This window comes from Ottowia flava, assembly GCF_008017535.1.
GTDB classification, from domain to species: Bacteria; Pseudomonadota; Gammaproteobacteria; order Burkholderiales; family Burkholderiaceae_C; genus Ottowia; species Ottowia flava.
The window spans coordinates 251,521-275,026 of sequence record NZ_VRUA01000002.1; the positions used below are offsets into that span (position 1 = coordinate 251,521).

At 66.8% G+C, this 23,506-nt stretch carries 22 protein-coding genes; 4 read left to right on the forward strand and 18 right to left on the reverse strand.

Features of this window, described 5'->3' with window-relative positions:
* Positions 1–65 precede the first annotated feature (65 nt).
* Positions 66–1,286 (reverse strand): formate-dependent phosphoribosylglycinamide formyltransferase, encoded by a 1,221-nt coding sequence (purT, locus tag FVQ98_RS03315; RefSeq protein WP_147912001.1) that lies wholly within the window; start codon positions 1,284–1,286, stop codon positions 66–68.
* An 89-nt stretch (positions 1,287–1,375) separates the two neighbouring features.
* Entirely contained in the window at positions 1,376–2,224 is an 849-nt protein-coding gene (gene asd, locus FVQ98_RS03320) for an archaetidylserine decarboxylase (protein ID WP_147912002.1), read from the reverse strand.
* Positions 2,225–2,306: 82 nt separating this feature from the next.
* On the opposite strand from asd, the gene FVQ98_RS03325 reads away from it, so the two are divergent.
* Positions 2,307–2,819 (forward strand): hypothetical protein, encoded by a 513-nt coding sequence (locus FVQ98_RS03325; protein WP_147912003.1) that lies wholly within the window; start codon positions 2,307–2,309, stop codon positions 2,817–2,819.
* A 30-nt stretch (positions 2,820–2,849) separates the two neighbouring features.
* Here the strand turns inward: FVQ98_RS03325 and FVQ98_RS03330 are convergent, their stop codons facing one another.
* Both FVQ98_RS03330 and FVQ98_RS03335 read right to left on the reverse strand, forming a co-directional pair.
* A complete protein-coding gene (locus FVQ98_RS03330) occupies positions 2,850–3,548 on the reverse strand; it encodes a fumarylacetoacetate hydrolase family protein (RefSeq protein WP_147912004.1) in 699 nt (232 codons plus the stop codon).
* A gap of 55 nt (positions 3,549–3,603) precedes the next feature.
* Entirely contained in the window at positions 3,604–4,677 is a 1,074-nt protein-coding gene (locus FVQ98_RS03335; RefSeq protein WP_147912005.1) for a cupin domain-containing protein, read from the reverse strand.
* A 183-nt stretch (positions 4,678–4,860) separates the two neighbouring features.
* On the opposite strand from FVQ98_RS03335, the gene FVQ98_RS03340 reads away from it, so the two are divergent.
* The gene (locus FVQ98_RS03340) at positions 4,861–5,805 is read left to right on the forward strand and encodes an ATP-binding cassette domain-containing protein (RefSeq protein ID WP_147912006.1); all 945 of its coding nucleotides are present in this window, start codon (positions 4,861–4,863) and stop codon (positions 5,803–5,805) included.
* Positions 5,806–5,871: 66 nt separating this feature from the next.
* The gene (locus FVQ98_RS03345) at positions 5,872–6,714 is read left to right on the forward strand and encodes an ABC transporter permease (protein ID WP_147912007.1); all 843 of its coding nucleotides are present in this window, start codon (positions 5,872–5,874) and stop codon (positions 6,712–6,714) included.
* Between the two features lie 170 nt (positions 6,715–6,884).
* Here the strand turns inward: FVQ98_RS03345 and FVQ98_RS03350 are convergent, their stop codons facing one another.
* The 8 genes from FVQ98_RS03350 to FVQ98_RS03385 all read right to left on the reverse strand — a co-directional run bounded on the left by FVQ98_RS03350 (position 6,885) and on the right by FVQ98_RS03385 (position 16,871).
* On the reverse strand, positions 6,885–8,516 hold the full coding sequence (locus FVQ98_RS03350; protein WP_147912008.1) for an MFS transporter: 1,632 nt from the start codon (positions 8,514–8,516) through the stop codon (positions 6,885–6,887).
* 135 nt (positions 8,517–8,651) lie between these two features.
* The gene (pssA, locus tag FVQ98_RS03355) at positions 8,652–9,290 is read right to left on the reverse strand and encodes a CDP-diacylglycerol--serine O-phosphatidyltransferase (RefSeq protein WP_147912009.1); all 639 of its coding nucleotides are present in this window, start codon (positions 9,288–9,290) and stop codon (positions 8,652–8,654) included.
* Between the two features lie 36 nt (positions 9,291–9,326).
* A complete protein-coding gene (gene gshB / locus FVQ98_RS03360; protein WP_147912010.1) occupies positions 9,327–10,304 on the reverse strand; it encodes a glutathione synthase in 978 nt (325 codons plus the stop codon).
* A 57-nt stretch (positions 10,305–10,361) separates the two neighbouring features.
* Positions 10,362–11,555 (reverse strand): benzoate/H(+) symporter BenE family transporter, encoded by a 1,194-nt coding sequence (locus FVQ98_RS03365; RefSeq protein ID WP_147912011.1) that lies wholly within the window; start codon positions 11,553–11,555, stop codon positions 10,362–10,364.
* A gap of 93 nt (positions 11,556–11,648) precedes the next feature.
* A complete protein-coding gene (locus tag FVQ98_RS03370) occupies positions 11,649–13,520 on the reverse strand; it encodes a potassium transporter Kup (protein WP_147912012.1) in 1,872 nt (623 codons plus the stop codon).
* A 162-nt stretch (positions 13,521–13,682) separates the two neighbouring features.
* The gene (gene gshA, locus FVQ98_RS03375; RefSeq protein WP_147912013.1) at positions 13,683–14,972 is read right to left on the reverse strand and encodes a glutamate--cysteine ligase; all 1,290 of its coding nucleotides are present in this window, start codon (positions 14,970–14,972) and stop codon (positions 13,683–13,685) included.
* A gap of 151 nt (positions 14,973–15,123) precedes the next feature.
* Positions 15,124–16,446: a glutamate-5-semialdehyde dehydrogenase gene (locus tag FVQ98_RS03380; protein WP_147912014.1), complete on the reverse strand. Its 1,323-nt coding sequence runs from the start codon at positions 16,444–16,446 to the stop codon at positions 15,124–15,126.
* Between the two features lie 215 nt (positions 16,447–16,661).
* Positions 16,662–16,871 carry a hypothetical protein gene (locus tag FVQ98_RS03385; RefSeq protein WP_147912015.1) on the reverse strand — a complete coding sequence of 70 codons (210 nt, stop codon included), beginning with the start codon at positions 16,869–16,871 and terminating at the stop codon, positions 16,662–16,664.
* Positions 16,872–16,879: 8 nt separating this feature from the next.
* Here FVQ98_RS03385 and FVQ98_RS03390 point away from each other — a divergent pair, with 8 nt between their 5' ends.
* A complete protein-coding gene (locus FVQ98_RS03390) occupies positions 16,880–17,239 on the forward strand; it encodes a hypothetical protein (protein WP_147912016.1) in 360 nt (119 codons plus the stop codon).
* Positions 17,240–17,375: 136 nt separating this feature from the next.
* Here the strand turns inward: FVQ98_RS03390 and FVQ98_RS03395 are convergent, their stop codons facing one another.
* The 6 genes from FVQ98_RS03395 to FVQ98_RS03420 form a co-directional block, all read right to left on the reverse strand.
* Positions 17,376–17,627: a ribbon-helix-helix domain-containing protein gene (locus FVQ98_RS03395; RefSeq protein WP_255507610.1), complete on the reverse strand. Its 252-nt coding sequence runs from the start codon at positions 17,625–17,627 to the stop codon at positions 17,376–17,378.
* A 134-nt stretch (positions 17,628–17,761) separates the two neighbouring features.
* Positions 17,762–18,838, reverse strand: a complete 1,077-nt coding sequence (gene holA / locus FVQ98_RS03400; protein ID WP_147912018.1) for a DNA polymerase III subunit delta — start codon at positions 18,836–18,838, stop codon at positions 17,762–17,764.
* Positions 18,839–18,890: 52 nt separating this feature from the next.
* Positions 18,891–19,391 carry an LPS-assembly lipoprotein LptE gene (locus FVQ98_RS03405; RefSeq protein WP_147912019.1) on the reverse strand — a complete coding sequence of 167 codons (501 nt, stop codon included), beginning with the start codon at positions 19,389–19,391 and terminating at the stop codon, positions 18,891–18,893.
* A gap of 1 nt (position 19,392) precedes the next feature.
* The gene (gene leuS, locus FVQ98_RS03410; protein WP_147912020.1) at positions 19,393–22,086 is read right to left on the reverse strand and encodes a leucine--tRNA ligase; all 2,694 of its coding nucleotides are present in this window, start codon (positions 22,084–22,086) and stop codon (positions 19,393–19,395) included.
* A 152-nt stretch (positions 22,087–22,238) separates the two neighbouring features.
* Positions 22,239–22,685: an ExbD/TolR family protein gene (locus tag FVQ98_RS03415; RefSeq protein WP_147912021.1), complete on the reverse strand. Its 447-nt coding sequence runs from the start codon at positions 22,683–22,685 to the stop codon at positions 22,239–22,241.
* Positions 22,686–22,849: 164 nt separating this feature from the next.
* Positions 22,850–23,488, reverse strand: coding sequence for a MotA/TolQ/ExbB proton channel family protein (locus FVQ98_RS03420; protein ID WP_147912022.1), 639 nt, complete (start codon positions 23,486–23,488; stop codon positions 22,850–22,852).
* Positions 23,489–23,506 lie beyond the last annotated feature (18 nt).

Consider the following 23,506-nt stretch of genomic DNA (forward strand, 5'->3'; position numbering starts at 1 on the left):
GCGCGCCGACGCATCGGTGCGTGCGAGCGCTCAGCGGTTTGCGGGGCCGCCGCTCGCGCGGCGCGCTAGCCTGCGGCGCGTGGCCGCACGCGGCCAGCCACGCGCTTGGCCTTGTCGCGCGCGCGGTCTGCGTCCTCATCCCGCGCCAGCGCCACGCCCATGCGGCGCTTGCTGAAGCTTTCGGGCTTGCCGAACAGGCGCAACTCGGTCCCGGGTTCGCGCAGGGCATCGGCCACGCCGTCGAAGACGATGCCTTCGGCGTCCACGCCACCGTAGATCACGGCGCTGGCGCCGGGCGTCTTCAGGCCGGTGTCGACCGGCAGACCCAGGATGGCGCGCGCGTGCAGCTCGAACTCGTTCTGCCACTGCGTGATCAGGGTGACCATGCCGGTGTCGTGCGGGCGCGGGCTGACTTCGCTGAACCAGACCTGGTCGCCCTTGACGAACAGCTCCACACCGAACAGACCCTGGCCGCCCAGGTCGGCGGTGACCGCTTCGGCGATGCGTTGCGCCTCGGCCAGCGCGGCGGGGTTCATGGGGTGCGGCTGCCAGCTTTCGACGTAGTCGCCGCTGACCTGCAGGTGGCCGATGGGCGCGCAGAAATGCGTTTCCACTTGCCCGTCCACGCCCAGCGCGCGCACGGTAAGCAGCGTGATCTCGTAGTCGAAGTCGATGAAGCCTTCGACGATCACGCGGCCGTGGCTCACGCGGCCGCCCGCCATGGCGACCTCCCAGGCATTTTGCACATCAGCGAGGCCGTCGATCTTGCTCTGGCCCTTGCCGCTGCTGCTCATCACCGGCTTGACGACGCAGGGGTAGCCAATGGCGGGTTGGCCGTCGGTACCGTCGATAGCGGCCTGCAGTTCGGCCGCCGAATCGCAGAAGCGGTACGGGCTGGTTGGCAAGCCCAGGGTTTCTGCGGCGAGGCGGCGGATGCCTTCGCGGTCCATGGTCAGGCGGGCGGCGCGCGCGGTGGGGATCACGCGCACGGTGCCGGCGGCCTCCAGCGCTTCCAGCACGGGCGTGGCGATGGCCTCGATCTCCGGCACGACCAGCATCGGCTTTTCACGCTCGATCAGCGCGCGCAGCGCGTCGGGGTCGCTCATCGTGATGGTGTGCGCGTGGTGCGCCACCTGCTGGCCGGGCGCGTTGGCGTAGCGGTCAACAGCGATGGTTTCAACACCCAGGCGTTGCAGCGCGATCAGAACTTCCTTGCCCAGCTCGCCGCTGCCCAGCAGCATGACGCGGGTGGCCGAAGGGGACAAAGGGGTGCCGAGCGTGGTCATGAAGTGCAGTCCGGAAAACCTTGATTGCTATGAATTAAGAAGCTGCGAGCGCAAGTGGCTGTGGGGCCAGAGGTCATTTTGGCTTGAAATCAGCCCAGCGCCTTGCCCATCGCCTCGCCCATGCGCACGCCGCGACCGGGCGCCCAGTCGGGGTTGAATTTGAGCGTGCCGTGCGGCCACAGCAGCACGACGGTGGAGCCCAGCAGAAAGCGCCCCATCTCCGCGCCCTGCGCCAGCGTGACCGGCGGCTCGTTGTACGACCAACGCCGCACGTCGCCGGTGCGCGGTGGGTTGACCACGCCATGCCACACCGTGGCCATGCTGCCGACGATGGTCGCGCCGACCAGCACCAGCACGAAGGGGCCGCGCGCGGTGTCGAACACGCACACCACGCGCTCGTTGCGCGCGAATAGGCCGGGCACGCCGCGCGCCGTGGTCGGGTTGACCGAAAACAAATCGCCCGGCACGTACACCATCTGCGTCAGCCGCCCGGCGCAGGGCATGTGGATGCGGTGGTAGTCCTTGGGGCTGAGGTACAGCGTGGCGAACTGTCCGTTGTCGAACTCGGTGGCCAGACGCGCATCGCCCGCCAGCAGCGCGCGGGTGCTGTAGCTGTGGCCCTTGGCCTGGAAAATCTGGTCGCGCTCGATCGGCCCGAACTGGCTGATGGCGCCGTCCACTGGGCAGACGTAGTCTGCCACCGCCAGCGGGCGGGCACCCTCGCGCAGCGGCCGCGTGAAGAAGTCGTTGAAGCTCGCGTAGCTGGTGATGTCGGGGTTGGCGGCCTCGGCCATGTCCACGCCGTAGCGCGCGACAAAACGGCGGATGACGGCGTGGGTCATCTGGCCGCCGTGCAGGCCGGCCCCCCAGCCGGCCAATTGGGTCAACAACTTCTTGGGCAGCAGGTACTGCGGCAGGACGGCAAGGCGGTCAGACATAGACGCCGATTCTAGAGAGGGCGCAATGGGACAATCGGCCACGCGCCCGGCAGCATGGCCGCGCAGCGCACGGTGGGGATGCATGGCAGGTACAAGGGGGTGCCGCTGGGCGATCGCCGGAACATTGGCACTGCTGGTGCTGGGCGCATTGGCACTGTGGGCCAGCGAACGCCCGGTCCCGCTGTCGGTCTGGTGGGACCGTCAGATGGGCGGGCGCCAGTTTGCGCTGCACGGCATCACGATGGAAACGCCTGCCGGCTGCGCGCGCTACAGCGGCGCGACAGACAGCAGAAGCATTGTTTTCCGCTGCGTGGCCGGCCCCAAAACCTTTGCCGGGGTGCAGATCGGCTTCGAGTTCGATTCCCTGCAGGCCGTGGCCCGCACGCGGCCCTACACCGAGTCGTACCAGGAAACCGAGGAGACGGTGGAGATGGTGCTGGGCCCGAAGCAGGGGTTGCGCTACAGCTTTCCCACCATCTACGTCAAACGCCACCAGGTCAGCGTGGCGGGCGATTCGCGCCGTCTGCTGCAGCCCTTTGTGCAGGAGTTGCTGCGGCACCCGGCGGTAAGCGACGAGCAAGTCGCGCAGCGCTGAAACCCAGCGCGCCGGGGTCGAGCGCGCGCCTTACTCCGGTTGGCCGAGCGTCAGGGCGATCTCGCCCACGCGTTCGATCTTGCCGGTGATCCGGTCGCCGGGCTGCACCGGGCCGACGCCCTCGGGCGTGCCGGTGTAGATCAAATCGCCCGGCTGCAGGTGGTAGTACTCAGACAGGTTGGAGATCACCTCGGGTACGCTCCAGATCAGGTCCTTCAGGTCGGCGTTCTGCTTGACGGCGCCGTTCACGCTGAGCTGGATGTTGCCGCTGTCGATCAGGCCGACCTCGCTCACCGGCACCAGCGGGCTGATGACGGCGGCGTTCTCGAAATCCTTGCCGAAATCCCACGGGCGGCCCATCTCGCGCGACTTGATCTGCAGGTCGCGCCGCGTCATGTCCAGGCCACAGGCGTAGCCCCACACGCAGTCTTTGGCCTGCTCGGGCGTGACGCGGAAGGCCGGCCGCCCGATGGCGATGACCAGTTCCATCTCGTAGTGGTAGTTCTGGGTGCCCAGCGGGAAGGGGATCGTCGAGCCGGTGGCCACCAGGTCGATCGGGGTCTTGTTGAAGTAGAACGGCGGTTCGCGATCCGGGTCGAAGCCCATCTCGCGCGCATGGGCCGCGTAGTTGCGGCCGACGCAGAAGATGCGGCTGACGGCGTACCGCTGGTCGCTGCCGCGCACGGGCACGGCGGCTTGCGGGGCGGGCGGGAAGACGTAGTTGCTCATGCTGAATTGCTATGAATTAAGAAGCTGCTTGCGCAGATGGTTGTAGGGCTGGCGGTCAAAAATCTTCGTAAAAACCCAGCGCGCGCTGCATCGGCGCATCGTCCACGTGGAACAGGTAGGCGTCCTGCCCCTGGGCGCGGTGCGTCACTTCGGCGTGCGTCGGGATCGCCAGCGTATCGCCTTCCGACCAGGTCAGGGTCACGCCGTCGATCTGCGACTCGCCCTGCCCTTCGATCACGTGGACGACGCTGCTGGCCGAGCGCTTGCGCGGCGCAAAATCTTCGCCCGCGCGCAGCAGTTGCGCCGAGAAGCCCAGCGTAGGCAGGCAGCTGCGGCCGGTTTCGGGGTTGACGTACGCCAGCTGCACCGCCTCGCCGCGCGGCGTGACACCGGCCAGCGCGCCCAGCGCTTCGCGCACGTCCTGCCAAGGGAAGCGGATCTGCGGGTAGTCGGCCCGCTGCGCCTGGCCCAGCGACGCGTACGGCAGCAGGCCGGCGCGGCGGTACTTGCTCTGCGACGCATCGGGCTCGGCGCGCGCGTGTTGCGAAGGGCCTTCGATGGCGTAGCTGGCTTCCATGGCGTAGACCATCGGCAGGTCAAGCGCGTCCAGCCAGACCACCGGGCCGCTGCCTTCGTGGCCGTGCTCGTGCCAGTTCAGGGCGGGCGTCAGGATCAGGTCGCCCTTCTCCATCGGGCACTTTTCGCCGTTGACGGTGGTGAAGCCGCCGCTGCCTTCGATCACGAAGCGCACGGCTGTGGGCGTGTGGCGGTGGTTGGGCGCGACTTCGCCCGGCAGGATCAGCTGCATGCCGACGTAGATCGTCGGCGTGGCCACCAGCTTGTCGAGGCCGTGGCCCGGGTTGCACAGCACCAGCACGCGGCGCTCGGCCTTTTCGATGGGCGTGAGCTCGCCGGCACGCAGCAGGTGCGGGCGCACGTCCTGATAGCGCCACATAAAGGGCTGCGTGGCGCGCGCCGGCTTGCCGCGCGGCAGCAGCCCCCGCAGCTGCGGCCACAAGGGCGCGACCGACAGGTCGTTGATCGCCTTCAGGTACTCCGGCGGCAGATCTTCCAAACGACCGAGCGATTCGGCGTGGCCGAGCGAACTGACAGCATCCAAGGGGTTCATGGTGTCTCCTGGCGCGGCTGTGTGCGTGCCCGCGCCGTGGTGTCGGCCTCACGCCAACTTATTCATATGCATGCTTATGATCTTAACCATGGTCAAGCTTGGCCGCAAGTTTCGCTAGCACGCAAGGGGTATCCGTCCTAGGGTCGCATCTTGCGCCGGCGCGGCCGCGGGCACAATGGCCGTATGTCCGATCTGGCCCTGCTGCACGCCCGCGACCTCGTCAAACATTACGGCGACACGCGCGTGGTGGACGGGGTGTCCTTCCACATCGCGCCGGGCGAATGTCTGGGCGTGATTGGCCCCAACGGCGCCGGCAAAACGACCACCATCCGCCTGTGCCTGGGCCTGACGGCGGCGAACGCGGGGCAGATCCACTACTTTGAGCGCGAGGACGGCCAGGCGCTGGCCATGCCGCACGACGCGCTCGCGATCAAGGCGCGCCTGGGCGTGGTGTCGCAGTTCGATTCGCTCGACCCGGACTTCAGCTGCGCCGAAAACCTGGTCGTGTTCGGCCGCTACTTCGGCCTGCCGCGCGCCGAGCTGGCCGAACGCGTGCCGCCGCTGCTCGAATTTGCCGCGCTCACCCACAAGGCGGACGCCAAGCCGGGCGAGTTGTCGGGCGGCATGAAGCGCCGGCTGTCGTTGGCGCGCGCCCTCATCAACAACCCCGACCTGCTGCTGCTCGACGAGCCCACCACCGGGCTCGATCCGCAAGCGCGCCACCTGATGTGGGAGCGCCTGCAGATGCTGGTGTCGGGCGGCAAGTCGATCCTGCTGACCACGCACTTCATGGACGAGGCCGAGCGCCTGTGCCACCGGCTGCTGGTGCTGGACCACGGCCGCAAGATCGCGGAAGGTCGTCCGCGCGAGCTGATCGCCGAGCACCTGGAGCCCGAAGTGATCGAGGTCTACGGCCCCGGCGCGCGCGCCCTGGTCGGCGACCCGCTGGCCGCGCACGCCGAGCGCGTCGAGCAAAGCGGCGACACCGTCTTCTTCTACACCCACAACGCGCGCGCCCTGCTGCAGGCGCTGCAAGCCCACCCGCAGCTGCGCACGCTGCACCGCCCGGCGAACCTGGAGGACCTGTTCCTCAAGCTCACCGGGCGCCAGATCCGCGAGGACGGTTGATGGCCCAATCACCCTCCCGCCCTACAACCGCTTGCGCGGCCAGCTGCGTATTCAGGAGCACGAACAATGTCTGACGCCCCTGCCGACGCGGCGCCTGCCGTGCCCGCCAGCGCCGCGCCCTCGGTCTGGGCGCCGCCGCAAGTGTCGATGCGCTGGTGGCCCGTGTTCCAGCGCAACCTGCTGGTCTGGCGCAAGTTGGCCGTGCCCAGCCTGCTGGCCAACATCGGCGAGCCGCTGCTGTGGCTGGTCGCCTTCGGCTACGGCCTGGGCAGCATGATCGGGCGCGTGCCCACCAACGGGCAGGAGGTGCCCTACATCCTGTTTCTGGCCAGCGGCTCGATCTGCATGAGCGCCATGAACGCGGCCAGCTTCGAGGCGCTCTACTCCACCTTCTCGCGCATGCACGTGCAGAAAACCTGGGACGGCATCCTCAACACCCCCGTGCAGTTGGACGACGTGGTGCTGGCCGAAATGCTTTGGGCGGGCTTCAAGGCGCTGTTCTCCGCCACCGCCATCCTGGGCGTGATGCTGGCACTGGGCATCAGCCACAGCCCCAAGCTGGTGCTGGTGTTGCCGATCCTGCTGCTCACCGGCGTCACCTTCGCCAGCCTGGCGCTGGTGTTCAACGCCAAGGCCAAGGGCTACGACTTCTTCACCTACTACTTCGCGGTGTTCCTGTCGCCGATGATGTTCCTATCCGGCGTCTTCTTCCCGCGCCAGCAACTGCCCGCCTTCGCGCAGGCCATCACCGACTGGCTGCCGCTGACCGCGGCCGTGGAGCTGGTGCGTCCGTTGTTTCTGGACCAATGGCCTGCGCATCCCCTGCGCCACCTGCTGGTGCTCGTGGTCTACGCCGTCGCCGGCTTCTGGGTCGCACTGGCTTTTACGCGACAGCGATTTCGGGCCTGACGCGGCAATGCCGCACCCGTCGTCGGCGACCGATTTACTCACTTTTCAATAGCTGCCTGCGCAGACTGCTGTAGGGTTGAAGCCTGATATCGCTTGAATCTGCGTCTCGCCCGGCCCATGCGACCGAGATGCTCTGACAGAGCGTTGCCGCGCCGTTGGATGGCGCCCGCTTAGGCGTGCCGCGCCGTCGTCTCGCGCACCGCGCGGCGCACTACCGGCGGCTCTTCGCCCAGGTGAAAGGCGAGCTTGCGTTCGCGCAGTCCGGCGTCGGCGGCGCTGACGCGGTCGAAGCGGCGCAGGTGCTCTGTCCACGAGGCGTCTTCGATCACCTCGACAAAGCGGCCGGGGTCGTTCACATCCGACAGCAGCTCCCAGGTCAGCGCCCCCTGGCGCAGGCGGGCACGGCGGCTCTCGTCCATCAGCGCGCGGAATTCGTCGGCGCGCGCCGGGTCGATCTGGTATTCGATGGTGACCAACACGTGGCCGTGCGCGGGCGGCTCGGCCACGCGCGGGTGCGGCATTGGGCCGGCGGGCGTTGGGTCTTCCATCACGCCGCGGTCGGGCCAGCGCCAGTTCACCAGGGCCATGATCAGCGCGCCGCTGACGGCGCCCGCGGCCAGCGCCACCGGCACGCTGCTCCACGTGGCCACCTGGCCCCACACCGCCGCACCGGCTGCGCTGGCGCCCATGATGGCCATCTGGTACATCGACATGCCGCGCGCGCGCACCCAGTCGGGCAGGCTCAGTTGCGCGGACACACTGAGCGAGTTGGCTGTGGTCAGCCACGCCGCGCCGCCCACCGCCATCGCCGCCGCGCCCAGCCACAGGCTCTTGTTGAAGGCCATCACCGCCATGGTGAGCGCCTGGGTGGTCGCGCCCAGCAGCACGAGCCGGTCGCGCGACAGCTTCTGGCGCAGGCGCGGCAGCGCAAAACTGGACGCCACCGCGCCCCCGCCCATGGCCGCCAGCAGCACGGTGAAGGTGCCGGCGTTGCCGCCCTCGATGTTGCGCGCCACCAGCGGCAGCAGCGCCATCAGCGCGGTGGAGTGAAAGAAGAAGATCGCGATGCGCGCCAGCACGCCCTTGAGGTGGTAGGACTGCGCAACGTACTGCAGGCCCACGCGCATGGCGCCGGTGAGGCGCTCGCGCCCCAGCGGGTCGACCCGGTGTTCACGCTGCCAACGCGAAATGACCACCGCCGCGGCGATCGACAGCAACGCGTTCAGCAGGAACACCCAGGCGCTGCCCAGCGCCGCGATGATGGCCCCGGCGATCAGCGGCCCGAGAATGCGCGAGGTGTTCATCGACACCCCGTTCAGCGCCAGCGCCGCCGGCAGCTTGCTGCGCGGCACCAGCTCGGGAACGATGGCCGAAAACACCGGCCAGCGCAGCGCCAGGCCCACGCCGTTCAGGAAGATCAGCATCAACAACAGCGGCGGCGTCATCATCCCCGAAAACACCGCCAGCGACAGCACCACGCCCACCACCGCCACCCACAACTGGGTGAACAGCAGGAAGCGCTTGCGGTCCAGGATGTCGGCCAGCGCGCCCGAAGGCAAGCCCAGCAGAAACACCGGCAGCGTGGCCGCCGTCTGCACCAGCGCCACCCAGATCGGCTTGGACGTCAGCGTGGTCATCAGCCACGCCGAGGCCACGTCGTTCATCCACATGCACAGGTTGGCGATCAGCCAGGTGCTCCACAGCATGGTGAACACGCTGTGCCGGAAGGGCGCCAGGGCGCTCAGCTCATCGGGGTCGATGGCGGGCGCGGATGAGGGCGTGTCGCGGCGGCTGTCGGGCATGGGCGCTTGATCATAGGCCAACCAACGGCTTGGCGTGATGCTCCGGTTGCTATGCTTTCGGAAGCTGCCTGCGCAATGCCAGCAACAGCGACAGGCCTGATTGTTTTTTGAAACCTGTGCGCGTAGCAGTAGGTATCAAAACTTCGGTAGGCGGATGCGACTGATCATGAGCGAGCCGGACAGCGCATACAGCAGCACCAGCGGGTGCAGCGTGAAGCCCGCGATGCGGACGGAGCCGCCCCACAGGTTCGGCCCGATCGCGCCCATCGCTGCCGCCACCCAGAGCAGCAGCACCAGCAGGATGGACGTCGGAATCGGCGTGCCTTCGAAGTACTTCACCTTGTCGCCGCCGTCCGACAGGGCTTCGGCGGTGACGTTGAAGCGCGCGAGCCGCGACACACCGCAGGCCACGAAAAAACCCAGCACGACGCGGTCCCACAGGCCCTGCATGCCACAGCCGTAGGCGATCAGCGCCGGCGCCACGCCGAAGGAGATGACATCGGCCAGCGAATCCAGCTCGCGCCCCAGCAGCGAAGACTTCTGCCGCCAGCGCGCCACGCGGCCGTCGAAGATGTCGAACACCAGCGCAGCAACCACCAGCGCGCACGCGTAATAGATGTGCTGCACGCTGCCGACCTGGATGTAGGTGATGATGGCGAACATCGCCCCCACGCCGCACACGGCGTTGCCCAGGGTGAACCAGTCCGCGAGGTGGAACTCGCGGATCATGGAAAACGGTTTGGGCTTGTGCGCTGGGGTATTCGGGTCGCTCATCGCCGCCAGTGTGCCGCGCGCACGGTGGAACGCCTGTCAGCCAAGGCCGCGAATCGCCCCCGGTGCGGGCTCAGCCACCCGGCGCTCCAGAGCGTCGATGAACAGCGCGGCCACGTCGCAGCCGGTCTGCTGCGTGATTTCCTGAAAGGCCGTGGGGCTGGTGACGTTGATCTCGGTCACCTTGGTGCCGATGATGTCCAGCCCGATCAGCAGCAGCCCGCGCGGCGCCAGCACCTGCCCGATGGCGCGCGCCGTGGCGCGGTCGGTGTCGGTGAGCGGTTGCGCCACGCCCTTGCCGCCTGCGGCCAGGTTGCCGCGCACCTCGCTGCCTTGCGGGATGCGCGCCAGGCAGAAGGGCACGGGCTCGCCGTCGATGATCAGCACGCGCTTGTCGCCCTCCACGATTTCGGGCAGGAACTTCTGCACCATCAGCGTAACTGCGCCATGGTGGTTGAGCGTCTCGATGATGCTGCCCAGGTTCAGGCCATCGGCTTTCACGCGGAAGATGCCCATGCCGCCCATGCCGTCAAGCGGCTTGCAGATGATGTCCTGGTGCTCGGCGTGAAAGGCACGCACGTCGTCGGCCGAACGGGTGACCAGGGTCGGGCCGATGAACTGCGGGAACTCCATCACCGCGAGCTTCTCGGGGTGCTCGCGCAGCGAAGCCGGTCGGTTGATGACGCGGGCGCCCTCGCGCTCCGCCTGCGACAAAAGGTGCGTGCAATAAATGAATTCGGCGTCGAACGGCGGGTCCTTGCGCATCAGCACGGCGTCGACGTCGCGCAGCGCGACCGCGCGCGGTTCGCTGGCGCTGTACCAGTTCGCACTGTCCCCCGTCAGCGTGATGTCGCGCACCGTCGCCATCACCGGCTGGCCGCTTTGCCAGCGGATGTCGCGCGGCTCGCAGGCCGTGAGCTGGTGCCCGCGCCGCGCCGCCTCGCGCATCATGGCGAAGGTGGTGTCCTTGTAGATCTTGAAGTGGTCGAGCGGGTCGGCGATGACGAGCAGGTTCATGGGTGACAGTCCGGTTCACACAGCGGCGCACGCAGCCGCCGGGGCCGCCATCTTGCCTTATCGCGCCGGGTCTTGCGCGCCTGGGGCCGTGCGCCGCCACTGCGCGATGGCCAGCGCCAGCGCACCGGCGACAACGCCCCAAAAGGCCGAGCCAATGCCCCACAGCGTGACACCCGAGAGCGTGACGAGGAAGGTGATGACGGCCGGTTCGCGGTGCGCTTCGTCCTTGACTGCGGCGACCAGGCCGTTGCCGATGGTGGCCAGCAGCGCCAGCCCGGCGATGGCCGCGACCAGTTCCTTCGGGAAAGCGGTCAGCAGCCCCGTCACGGCCGCGCCGAACAGGCCGACCAGCACGTAGAACACCCCGCAGGCCACGGCGGCGGTGTAGCGCCGGTCGCGGTCCGGGTGCGCCTCCGGCCCCATGCAAATGGCGGCGGTGATCGCACTGAGGTTGAGCGCGTACCCGCCAAACGGTGCCAGCATCAGCGTGGCGATGCCCGTGAGGCTGATCAAGCGGCTGATCGGCATGTCGTAGCCCGCGGCCCGGATCGCGGCCACGCCCGGCAGGTTCTGCGACGCCATGGTCACCACGAAGAGCGGCAGCGCCAGGCTCACGGCCGCCTGCCACGTGAAGTGCGGTGTGGTCCAGACCGGGTGCGCCCATTCCCACTGCACGGCCGACCAACCGATCCGCCCCTGGGCCGCGGCGATGGCGATGCCCACCAGCAGCGTGATCGGCACCGCGTAGCGCGGCAGCAGGCGCTTGCCGAGCAGGTACGCGACAAGCATCGCGATGACCAGCAGCGGCGCCGTCTGCGCGGCCGAAAACGCCGACATCCCAAAGCGCGCCAGCACGCCCGCCAGCAGCGCCGACGCGATGGCCATGGGGATGCGGTTCATCACGCGCGCAAACCACCCGGTGGCCCCCGCCAGCGTGATCAACACGGCGCAGACGATGAAGGCGCCCACCGCTTCGTGCATCGAGTAGCCCATGCCCGCGCTGGCCAGCACGGCCGCGCCGGGCGTGCTCCAGGCGATCATCACCGGCTGCTTCAGCCACAGCGAGGGCAACGCCGTGGTCAACCCCATGCCCAGGCCCAGCGCCCACATCCAGGACGTGGTCTGCTCGGGTGTGGCGCCAAAGGCCTGTGCGGCCTGGAACACCAGCGCGACGGAACTGGTGAAGCCTACCAGCACGGCCACGAAACCGGCGACGACCGCCGAGACGCTCAGGTCGCGAAAGAAGCTCATGCGGCGCTGCGGCGCGCGGAGACGACGCGGCAAAAAACTATCAAATCAATAGCTGCCTGCGCAGGTGGCCGTAGGGCTGCAGACACAAAACACTTAAATTTCAACTTTGGAGCCCAGCTCGACCACAGCGTTGCTTGGCAGGTTCAGGAACTCGGCCGCGGCGGTGGCGCTGTGGTGCATCTGGGCGAACAGCTTCTCGCGCCACGGCATCATGCCGGAGCCGATAGTGGGCGTGACGATGTCGCGCGAGAGGAAGTAGCTGGTCGACATCGGGTTGAGTTTGATGCCGCGCGCCGACAGCAGCGCCAGCGCCTTGGGCAGGTCCTGGTCGTTCTTGAAACCGTAGTGCACGATGACCTGCCAGCAGTCGTGGCCGAGCGAATCGACCTGCAGGCGCTTGTCCATCCCGATCCAGGGCACTTCGTGGCTGCGCACGGTGACGAACAGGTTCTGCTCGTGCAGCACCTTGTTGTGCTTGAGGTTGTGCAGCATGGCGTTGGGCACAACGTCGGGCTGCGAGGTCATGAACACGGCCGTGCCTTCCACCCGCGCGGGTGGCGAGACGAAGACCGATTCGAGGAAGGTCTTGAGGTCAATCGCCGAGGCGCGCAGCGTGCGCACCAGCAGGTCGCGCCCGTCCTTCCAGGTGATCATCAGCATGAAGATGGCGCCGCCGATCAGCAGCGGGAACCAGCCGCCCTCGAACAGCTTGAGCAGGTTGGAGCTGAAGAAGGCCAGATCGACCGTGAAGAAAAAGCCCGTGGCGCCCAGGCACAGCCACAGCGGGTAGCCCCAGCCGTAGCGGATCACAAAGAAGGTGAGCACGGTGGTGATCAGCATGTCGAGCGTGACGGCAATGCCGTAAGCAGCGGCCAGGTTGCTGGACGAACGGAACAGCACAACGGCCAGCACGATCAGCGCGAACAGCGTCCAGTTGACGAAGGGCATGTAGATCTGGCCCGTGTCCTTGGTGCTGGTGTGGCGGATCTGCAGGCGCGGCAGGTAGCCCAGCTGGATGACCTGCTTGGTCACGCTGAACGCGCCGCTGATCAGCGCCTGCGACGCGATCACCGTGGCCATGGTTGCCATGCCCACCAGCGGCAGCGCAAACCAGTCGGGCGCGAGGTGGAAGAACGGGTTCTTCACCGCCTCGGGCTCGGCCAGCAGCAGCGCACCCTGGCCAAAGTAGTTAAGCGTGAGCGCGGGCATCACGATCGAGAACCAGGCGATGCGGATCGGCTTCTTGCCGAAGTGCCCCATGTCGGCGTAGAGCGCCTCGCCCCCGGTCACGCACAGCACCACAGCGCCGAGAATGATGAAGGCCGTGCCGGGCTGGCGCCAGATGAAACCCAGCGCGTGGTGCGGGCTGAGGGCGCTCAAGATCTCGGGGTGATCAACGATGTGGTAAACGCCCAGCGACGCGATGGTGGCAAACCACACCAGCATCACCGGTCCGAAGAACTTGCCGATGCCGGCCGTCCCGCGTTTTTGCACCCAGAACAGCAGAAACAGCACGACCAAGGTGAGCGGAATCACGGCCTTGGTGAAGGTGGGCGAGACGACTTCCAGCCCCTCCACCGCCGACAGCACCGAGATGGCCGGGGTGATGACGCCATCGCCGTAGAACAGGCAGGTGCCGAAGATGCCGATCAGCAGCATCCACTTGCGCAGCGCGGGTGCCTTGTCCTTCACCGATTGCGACGCCAGCGCCAGCATGGCGACCAGACCGCCCTCGCCGTGGTTGTCGGCGCGCAGCACCAGCGTCACGTACTTCAGCGAGACGATGATCGTCAGCGTCCAGAAGATGATGGACAGCACGCCGTAGACGTTGGCGTGCGTGAAAGGCACATGGCCGGAGCCGAACACCTCCTTCACGGCGTACAGCACGCTGGTGCCGATGTCGCCGTAGACCACGCCGATGGCGCCCACGGTCAGGGCGGGAAGGGAGGATTTGGAGTCAGACACAGATCAGGTCAGTGGCATCGCGCACGGGACGTGAGCGTAAACGACTTCCCGGCGACGCGGGCAACAACAAGCGGTCGGGGCGCCAGATGGCAACCATACAGGGCTTGGGTGTCGGTAGCGAGAAGGGCGGCCGGTCTGCGCTGTCCGAAGGCGCCCTTGCGGTCAGGCCAGGGCTTCCAGTTCGGGATCGGTCGCTTCCAGCTCGTAGCTGGCGGCCACCAGGGCCAGGCGGCCGATCACGCCGTACATGTAAAAGCGGTTGGGCGCGCTAGCGCCAGCCTTGACGCCCGGCTTGGGCAGCTGGGTGTTGTTGGCAAAGGCCAGCGGCACAAAGCGCGCGCCGGGGGCGTTCAGGCTCTCGTCCTCACCGCGGTCGGCGTGCACGCGGTAGAAGCCACCCACCACATAGCGGTCGATCATGTAGACCACCGGCTCGGCCACCGCGTCGTGGATGCGCTCGTTGGTCAGCACGCCTTCCTGGATGATCACCTCGCCGTGCGGCACTTCGGGCAGCGCCTTGCCACGCGTGGGTTTGCTGCCCAACTGCGCCAGTTCCTTGGCGTCGCGAACGGTCATGATGCCCATGCCGCGCGTGCCCTGATCGGCCTTGACGACGACGAAGGGCTTCTCGTTGATGCCGTATTCCTTGTACTTGCGGCGGATCTTGGTCAGCAGCGCGTCCACGTTGCTGCGCAGGCACTCGCCGCCGCTGGGCTCGTGGATGTCGATCTCGCCGCAGCTGGCGAACAGCGGGTTGATCAGCCAGGGATCGACCCCGATCAACTTTCCGAAACGCTTGGCCACTTCTTCGTAGCACTGGAAGTGGCGGCTCTTGCGCCGCACGCTCCAACCCGCCTGCAACGGCGGCAGCAGGTACTGCTCATGCAGGTCTTCCAGAATGCCCGGGGCACCCGCCGACAGGTCGTTGTTCAGCAGGATCGTGCACGGGTCGAAATGCTTGAGCCCCACTCTGTAGCGCGTGCGCTGCGCGGGCTCGAAGGTGATCTTCTCGCCATCCGGCAGGGCGTAAGACACGGCGCGCTTGACCGCCGGGTCGATCGAGCCGAAGCGCACGTTCAGCCCCGCCATCCGGAAGATCTCCTGCAGCCGCGCCAGGCTGGCCAGGTAGAAACTGCTCGGCTTGCCGTTTTCCGGCACGATCAGCAGGTTGCGCGCCTCGGGGCAGATCTTCTCGATCGCCGCCTGTCCGGCCTGCACCGCCAGCGGCAGCATGTCCGGCGACAGGTTGTGCCAGCCGTCCGGGTACAGGTTGGTATCCACTGGCGAGAGCTTGAAGCCCGCATTGCGGATATCCACCGAGCAGTACAGCGGTGGCGTGTGCTCCATCCACTCCAGGCGGAACCAGCGCTCGATCACCGGCGTGGCGTCCAGGATGCGCTGCTCCAGCTCGTTGATGGGGCCCGTGAGGGCGGTGATGAGGTGGGGGACCATGGTGCGGGTAGTCGGGCGGCGCGGAGCGCGATCAAGCCCGCAGTGTAGTGGCACGGCCGCCCGTTACCGCATCAGCGGCCGCCTTGCACAGAACGCGCGGCGCGAGTGCGTCGCGCCGGCGGTCGACGGCGTCAGCCGGCCGGAGAAGCGTTCACCCGCGCACCTCACCCTCGCCCAGCACCACCCATTTCAGCGAAGTCAGCCCTTCCAGGCCGACTGGGCCGCGGGCGTGGAACTTGTCGGTGCTGATGCCGATTTCGGCGCCCAGTCCGTATTCGAAACCGTCGGCAAAGCGCGTGCTGGCGTTGACCATGACGCTGGCCGAATCGACTTCGCGCAGGAAACGCTGCGCGTGCCCGTGGTCCGTGGTGAGAATGGCGTCGGTGTGGTGGCTGGAGTAGCGGTTGATGTGCTCGATCGCCTCGTCCACGCCGGCCACGACCTTGATGCTGAGAATGGGGGCGAGGTATTCCTCCGACCAGTCCTGCTCCGTTGCCGGCACCAATTTCACTATTTTTTTTGTAGCTGCTTGCGCAGACGGCTGTAGGGCTGAGCAGAGATTTGATTCAAGAATAGCCAAGGACTCGGGATCGCAGCGCATTTCCACGCCCTTGGCCGCCAGCACGGCGCCGATGCGCGGCAGGAAGGCGGGCGCCACGCCGCGCGCGACCAGCAGGCTCTCGGTCGCGTTGCAAGGACTGTATTTCTGGGTCTTGGCGTTGTCCGTCACCTTGACGGCCAGGTCCAGATCGCTCGGGTCGTCGACATAGGTGTGGCAGTTGCCGTCCAGGTGCTTGATGACGGGCACCTTGGCTTCGGCGCTGATGCGCTCGATCAGGCCCTTTCCGCCGCGCGGGATGATCACGTCGACAAAGTCCGGCATGGCGATCAGGTGGCCCACCGCGGCGCGGTCGGTGGTCGGCACCAATTGCACGGCTTCGCGCGGCAGCCCGGCGATCTGCAGCGCTTGCTGCACCAGTGCCGCCAAGGCTGTGTTGGAATCGATCGCCTCGCTGCCGCCACGCAGGATGCAGGCGTTGCCGCTCTTGATCGACAGGCTGGCCGCCTCGATCGTGACGTTGGGGCGGCTTTCGTAAATCATGCCGAACACGCCGATCGGCACGCGCATCTGGCCGACGCGGATGCCGCTGGGCTGTTGGCGCAGGGAGACAACGTCGCCAATCACATCGGGCATGGCCGCCAGTTGCTCGCAGCCCTCGGCGCAGGTTTCGAGGATGGCTGGCGTGAGTTTGAGACGATCGACCATCGGCTCGGCCAGACCGGCATCGCGCGCGCGCGCCAGATCGCGCTGGTTGGGCGCTTGCAGCGCGTCGGTCTGCTCGCGCAGCAGCCGCGCCAGCTCGCGCAGGGCGCGGTTGCGCGCAGCAATGCCCGAGCGGGCCATGGCGCGCGAGGCGGCGCGGGCCTGCGAGCCCAGCAGTTGCATGGTTTCGGCGACGTTGGAGGCATTCATCACCTCATTTTCCCAAAAAGCAACCGGGGTGGTCGCCAACGCCAGGCAAGCCCGTGAACGGCGACTTGAGTTGACGGGGTGATGTTGCGGTGCGCCTGGGCCTGTTCAGCCGATTCATAGGACATTTCACCGTCCCATGCCCCTTTTTGCCACCGTGAAATAAGTCGCGCCTGGATCGCAAACACCAGCCGATGCCGCCCGAAGTCTGTCTCCTTTCAAGCAGTGGCGTTGCAGCCATCCCACGGCACGCAAGGTGTTTTTGCGCCGGCAACCATGCAATCCATCACACGAACTCCGCACACATGCCTGCGCCCCCATTGCGATGGAATCAGACGGCCGATTACATTGGACTCCAGCAAGCCGCGCAGCGCCCAGGCAATGCCCAGCGAGCCTTTTTCTCTCTTCACCTCACTCATTTCAAACAAGGAAGCACATGGCTACGATCAAACAAACCCTCGACGAATTGATGACTCTGGATGGCGCCATGTGCGCGGCCGTGGTCGACTCCGCCTCCGGCATGATGCTGGGCTCCATCGGTACCGGCGTGGACCTGGAAGTGGCCGCCGCCGGCAACACCGAAGTGGTGCGCGCCAAGATGAAGACCATGCGCTCGCTCGGTCTGAACGACGTCATCGAAGACATCCTGATCACGCTGGGCAAGCAGTACCACATCCTGCGCCCGTCGGCCCGCAAGGAAGGCGTGTTCATCTACTACGTGCTGGACAAGCAGCGCGCCAACCTGGCCATGGCCCGTCGCAAGACCGCCGACGTGGACAAGGAAATGAACTTCTGATCCTGGCCGGATCGTCCAACAAAAAGCCCCGGCATGCCGGGGCTTTTTTTATGAGAACGGTGCGTACGGCGCAGGAAGGTCGGCACTAGGAGAGGCACGATTCGCCTCAAGCCAAGCGGGAGAACGTCAGCGCGACTCAGCCCTGACCGTCGGCATCACCGGCATTGTCTTCGCCGTGATCGCCCGGGGTCCATTGCACCCCGTTCTGCGTAAGGTAGTCGCGGATCAGCTTGCGCACCACCTGTGAGGGGGTGACGTCCAGCGAAGCACAGAGGGCTTCAAACGCGCGCTTCTTGGACGGGTCAATCAACACCGTCAGTCGCGCAGTTTTCTGTTCAAGCTTTGGCATATGCGTCCAATGGGATTCCCATTGTAAGAAGAACCGCATGTGTTGGCCCGTGCGGCGGGCATCGGCCTCGCGCCAAAGCCGGCGCTAGCGTGAAATGTGCCGCACGAGCGACAGGCCACGCCTTGCGATCGATCCAGGCACACGCGCATCCGTCCCGCGCCGCGAGGCGCCAATCACACCCTGGACACCGGCCGGCTGACCGCTTTTCCGCACGCGCCGCACAGGCTTTGCGCCAGCCGGTGCAACGCTGCCCAGGGCTGCGCCGGCCAACCAGGGTGTTTCAACCCCTTGACGATCCCATCGACCTGCTGTGCCGCCTGCAGCAAGCCATGCAGTTGCAGATCGGTCATATGCGGCAGCACGCGCTCAAACAGCCGTTCGCGCAAGCCCCAGATGCGCTGTTCACGCAGGGCCATTGGCAATGGGCGGCCCTGGCCCAGTGCGTCCTTGACGCGCTTGAGCGCACGGATGTCCTCGGCCAGCGTGTAGTGGACCAGCACTTCGGACTCGCCTTCGGCCTGCAAGCCGTCCAGCATGCGCTGCACGCGCTCGCGCCGACCGGCCAGCACGGCCTCGCTCAGCTTGAATACGTCAAAGCGCGCGACGTTCAACACCGCGGCCTCGATCTGCTCGGCGCTGAGTTCGCCCGCCGGGTAAAGCAAACCCAGCTTGGTGATTTCCTGGTGTGCCGCCAGCAGGTTGCCTTCCACGCGATCGGCAAAGAAGCTGAGCGTTCTTTGCCCCGCTTCGCCAGCCGCCACGCGTTGCCCCTGGGCCGCCAGCCGCGCCGCAATCCATGGCGGGAGCGCATGGCGCTCCACCGGATCGATCTGGACCGTGGCGCCGGCGCCGTCGAGCGCAGCGAACCAGGCCCCCGTGCGCGTGGCCTTGTCCAGCCGCGGCAGCAGCACCAGCGTCAGCGTGCTGTCATTGCCCGCGGCACCTTCGGCGATCTGCTGCAGCGCAGCGCTGCCGTCCTTGCCGGGCTTGCCCGACGGAATGCGGATCTCGATCAGTTGCTTGTCGGCAAACAGGCTCAGGCTGTTGCCGGCCGCGAGCACCGAGCCCCAGTCGAAGTGGGCGCCCTGCACGGTGTGCACGGTGCGCTCGGTGTAGCCCTGGGTGCGCGCGGCCTCCCGGATGGCGTCGGCCGCTTCCTGCACCAACAGGGGCTCATCGCCGTGCACGGTGTACAGCGGCCGCAGCGTTTTCTGCAGATGCGTCAGGAGTTGAGGCGCTGGCAGTTGCATCGGGTTCCGGTCGTTCAGCTGCGGCGTGCCATGCGCGCCAGCAGACAACAGATCACAGGTGGGCGGTCGCCAGCCGGCGCATGACCTGCTGGACGATGTCGCTCTGCATGTTCTGGTAGAGCATCAGCCCTTCCTGCTCCTTCGACAACGCGGCCGATTCGGCATAGCTCTGGTCGATCTGGCGCGTGATCTCGGACATGGGCAGCAACTCGCGTCCATCCGCGGTGCGCAGCCGGAAGCTGAAGCGGATGCGCAGCGTCAACTCGCGCACCTCGCCGGTGGCCGTCACGCTCACCACCACCCGTTCGCGCACGTCGCCCGGGCTTTCCAGCACCGCTTCGGCCTTGCCGAGCTGCGCCGGGTCGGTGATGACCTGCACGCTGCCCGTGCCCTCCAGCTGCCGACGCAGCTCGGTCCCCAGGGTGGACGTGGCCGGCATCGCCAGCGCGATGCTGCGGAAGGCGAACTTCGGCGGCTTGCGCAGCGCGAAGCCGCAGGCGGTGAACAGGGGCGCCGTCAGGGCGGCACCGAACAGCGTGCGGCGGCGCGCCATGTCAGGCCACCACCACGTTGACCAGTCGGCCGGGCACCACGATGACCTTCTTCACCGCGCCCTCACCGCTGTGCTTGGCAAACGCCTCGCTGGCCAGCGCGGTTTTCTCGATGTCGTCCTTGCTGGCGCCGGCCGGCACCTGAATCGCCCCGCGCAACTTGCCGTTGACCTGCAGCATCAATTCCACCTCGTCCAGCTTGAGCGCATCCTCGTCCGGCTTGGGCCAGGGCGCGTCCAGCAACGCGCCCTGCACCGCCTCGAAGCCCAGCGCCTTCCACAGCGCGTGCGTCATGTGCGGCGTGACCGGGTACAGCACGCGCAGCAGCACCGAAAAGCCTTCGGCCAGCGCGGCCTGGTCGCCCACCGAGCCATCGGACTTGAAGCCCTCCAGCGCGTTCAGCAGCTTCATCGCGCCGGACACCACGGTGTTGTACTGCAGGCGCTGGTAGTCGTAGTCGATCTGGCCCAGCACGCTGTGCACCTCGTGCCGCAAGCCCTTGGCGTTCTTGCTGAATTCAATGCCATTCTTGCCTGCAGCGCTCGCCAATACTGCGCTGGCAGCTATGTTATTCATAGCATTCAGCTTGACGCCGAAGTTCCACACGCGGCGCAGGAAGCGGTAGCTGCCTTCGACGGCCGCGTCGTTCCACTCCAGCGTGGCCTCGGGCGGCGCGGTGAACATGGTGTACAGGCGTGCGGTGTCGGCGCCGTACTTTTCGATCAGGTCCTGCGGGTCCACGCCGTTGTTCTTGGACTTGGACATGGTGCCCACGCCCTCGTAGTCGATCAGCGTGCCGGCGGGCAAGTCGCCCACCGCCTTGTTCAGCTTGGCGCCCACCTGGTGGCCGTCGGCGTCCATCACGGGGTCGATGTCGGCCGGCCAGAAATATTCCTTGCCACCCTTGGCGGTGCGGCGCGAATAGATGTGGTTGAGCACCATGCCCTGCGTCAGCAGTTTGGTGAAGGGCTCGTCAATCTTCACCAAGCCCAGGTCGCGCATCACCTTGGTCCAGAAGCGCGCGTACAGCAGGTGCAGGATGGCGTGTTCGATACCGCCGATGTACTGGTCCATCGGCATCCAGTACTCGGTGCCGCCGGCGACCATGGCCTCGGCGTTCTTCGGGTCGCAGTAGCGCATGAAGTACCAGGACGAGTCGATGAAGGTGTCCATCGTGTCCGTCTCGCGCCGCGCCGGCTTTCCACAGCACGGGCAATCGACCTTCAGAAACGCCTCGGACTTGTTCAGCGGGTTGCCGCTGCCGTCGGGCACCAGGTCCTGCGGCAAGACGACGGGCAGGTCCCTCTCGGGCACGGGCACGGTGCCGCACGCGTCGCAATGGATCATGGGGATCGGCGTGCCCCAGTAGCGCTGGCGGCTGATGCCCCAGTCGCGCAGGCGCCAGGTGGTCTTCTTCTCGCCCAGGCCTTTTTGTTCCAGCGCGTGGGCAACGGCGTTGACCGCCTCGGGGTAGCTCATGCCGCTGAACGTGTCCGAATTGATGGTCACGCCGCGCTGCTTGTCGGCGTACCAGTCCTGCCACTGGCTGTGGTTGTAGGTCTCGCCGTCGATGTGCACCACTTGGGTGATCGGCAGGCCGTACTTCAACGCGAAAGCAAAGTCGCGTTCGTCGTGCGCGGGCACGCCCATGACGGCGCCGTCGCCGTAGCTCATCAGCACGTAGTTACCAACCCACAGCGGGACTTCCTCGCCGGTCAGCGGGTGCACCACGTTCAGGCCAGTGGGCATGCCTTCCTTGTCTCTCAGCGCCAGTTCGGCCTCGGTCGTGCCGCCCTGCTTGCACTTTTCAATGAAGGCCGCCAGTTCGGGGTTGCCTTGCGCGGCGTGGGTGGCCAGCGGGTGCTCGGCCGCGACGGCGCAGAAGGTCACGCCCATGATGGTGTCGGCGCGCGTGGTGAACACGTACATGCGCCCTTCCTGGATCGGCTGCCCGTCCGCGCCGCGGATGTCGTGGGTGAAGGCGAAGCGCACACCGGCGCTCTTGCCAATCCAGTTTTCCTGCATCAGGCGCACGCGATCGGGCCAGCCGGTGAGCGTCGCCTTGTCGTTGCCGAGCTGCACGTGGTCGAGCAGCTCTTGCACGTAGTCGGTGATCTTCAGGTAGTAGCCGGGGATCTCGCGCTTTTCCACCGGCGCGCCGGTGCGCCAGCCCTTGCCGTCGATCACCTGCTCGTTGGCCAGCACCGTCTGGTCGACCGGGTCCCAGTTGACGACCTGGGTCTTGCGGTAGGCGATGCCTTTTTCCAGCATCTTCAAGAACAGCCACTGGTTCCAGCGGTAGTAGTCGGGGTCGCAGGTGGCGACTTCGCGGCTCCAGTCGATGGCCAAGCCCATGGCCTGCATTTGCCCTTTCATGTAGGCGATGTTCTCGTAGGTCCACTTGGCCGGCGGCACACCGTTTTTTAGCGCCGCGTTCTCGGCCGGCAGGCCGAAGGCGTCCCAGCCCATGGGCATCAGCACGTTGTAGCCCTGCATGCGCAGCTGGCGCGCCAGCATGTCGTTGATGGTGTAGTTGCGCACGTGCCCCATGTGCAGCTTGCCGCTGGGGTAGGGCAACATGGAACAGGCGTAGTATTTTTTCTTGTTCGGGTCTTCCGTCACCCGGTAGGCGTCCTGGGCTTGCCAGTCGGCCTGGGCAGCCTGCTCGACGCGGCGATGGTCGTAGGTTTCTTGCATGCGCAAATTGTAGGCGCGCGGCGCAGGCCGACCGGGCGGCTCAGGAATCCGACATCACTACAAAAAAAGGAGCTGCCCGCGCAATCCGCTGTAGGGCCAGAGGCCGAAATGACCCAGAATCCGGCTCGACGCCCCCGTGGGTGGCGCGCGCCCTATTGCGACGCCGCAGGCACCGGCGGCGCGGCGCCCGTCGGGTCGGCCACAAAGCCGATGCGGTTCAGCCCGGCCTTTTGCGCCTCGCCCATCACCTCGACCACGCGGCCGTAGGGCACGCCGCTGTCGGCGCGCAGCTGCACTTCGGTTTCAGGATTGAGCTTGGCCGCGCCCTGCAATTCGTTGGCCAGCTCGCCCTGCGACACCGGCTTGTCGTTGAAGAAGGCCTGGCCGGTCTTGTCGACCACCACCGTCACGAACTTGGGCGGATCGCCCGGTTTGGCCGCGTCCGTCTTCGGCAGATCCAGCCGGATCGAGCTGGCCAGCAGCGGCGCCGTGATGATGAAGATCACCAACAGCACCAGCATCACGTCCACCAGCGGCGTGACGTTGATGTCGCTCATGGGCTCGGAGCCCTTGGTGCGTTCCAGTCGTCCGAATGCCATAAGTCAAAGTTTCCTTGCGCCGGCCACGCTCAGATGCGCCACTGACGAACGCACAGCCCCCGCCCCCACCAGCGAACGCGATGGCCGGACCTGAGCCGGCCAATCGCGTTGTCCCCCCTCCCGCAGGAGAGAGGGGAAGGCGCGAAGCGACTCAGGGGGGTGCATCAATGCCCCGCCATGAGCTCGCGCAAATCGCGCGCAAAGCCTTCCAGCTCGGCCTCGATCCGGCCAATCGTGCGGCCGAACCAGTTGTAGGCGAGCACGGCGGGAATGGCCACAGCCAGGCCGGCGGCGGTCATGATCAGCGCCTCGCCCACCGGGCCGGCGACCTTGTCGATGCCGATCTGGTTGGCGGCGGCGATGCTGGTCAGCGCGTGGTAGATGCCCCAGACGGTGCCCAGCAGGCCGACGAAGGGCGCGGTGGAGCCCACCGTGGCCAGCAGCACCTGGCCGAACTGCAGGCGGCCCATGGTGGCATGCAGCGTGTCGCGCAGCACGCGGGTCAACTGCTGCGCACGGTCACCGGCCGCGGCCAGCGTGCCACCGGCGGGGCGCTGCGTGGCGGCGATCAGCGGCGTGACCAGCTGGCCCTTGTCGAAGCCGCCGATGCGCGTGGCCGCTTCGTCCAGCGACGGCGCCTGCCAGAACGCGGTAACGCTGCGCGCCACGTCGCTGCTCGCGCGGCGCAGCATCCAGGCCTTGTAGAGGATGACCACCCAGCTGGCGATCGACATGAGCAGCAGCAGGATGGCCACGGCCTTGCCGATGGCGTCGCTCTGCGAAAAGACGTGTTGGAGGTTCATGGTCTGAAGTTACCTGAT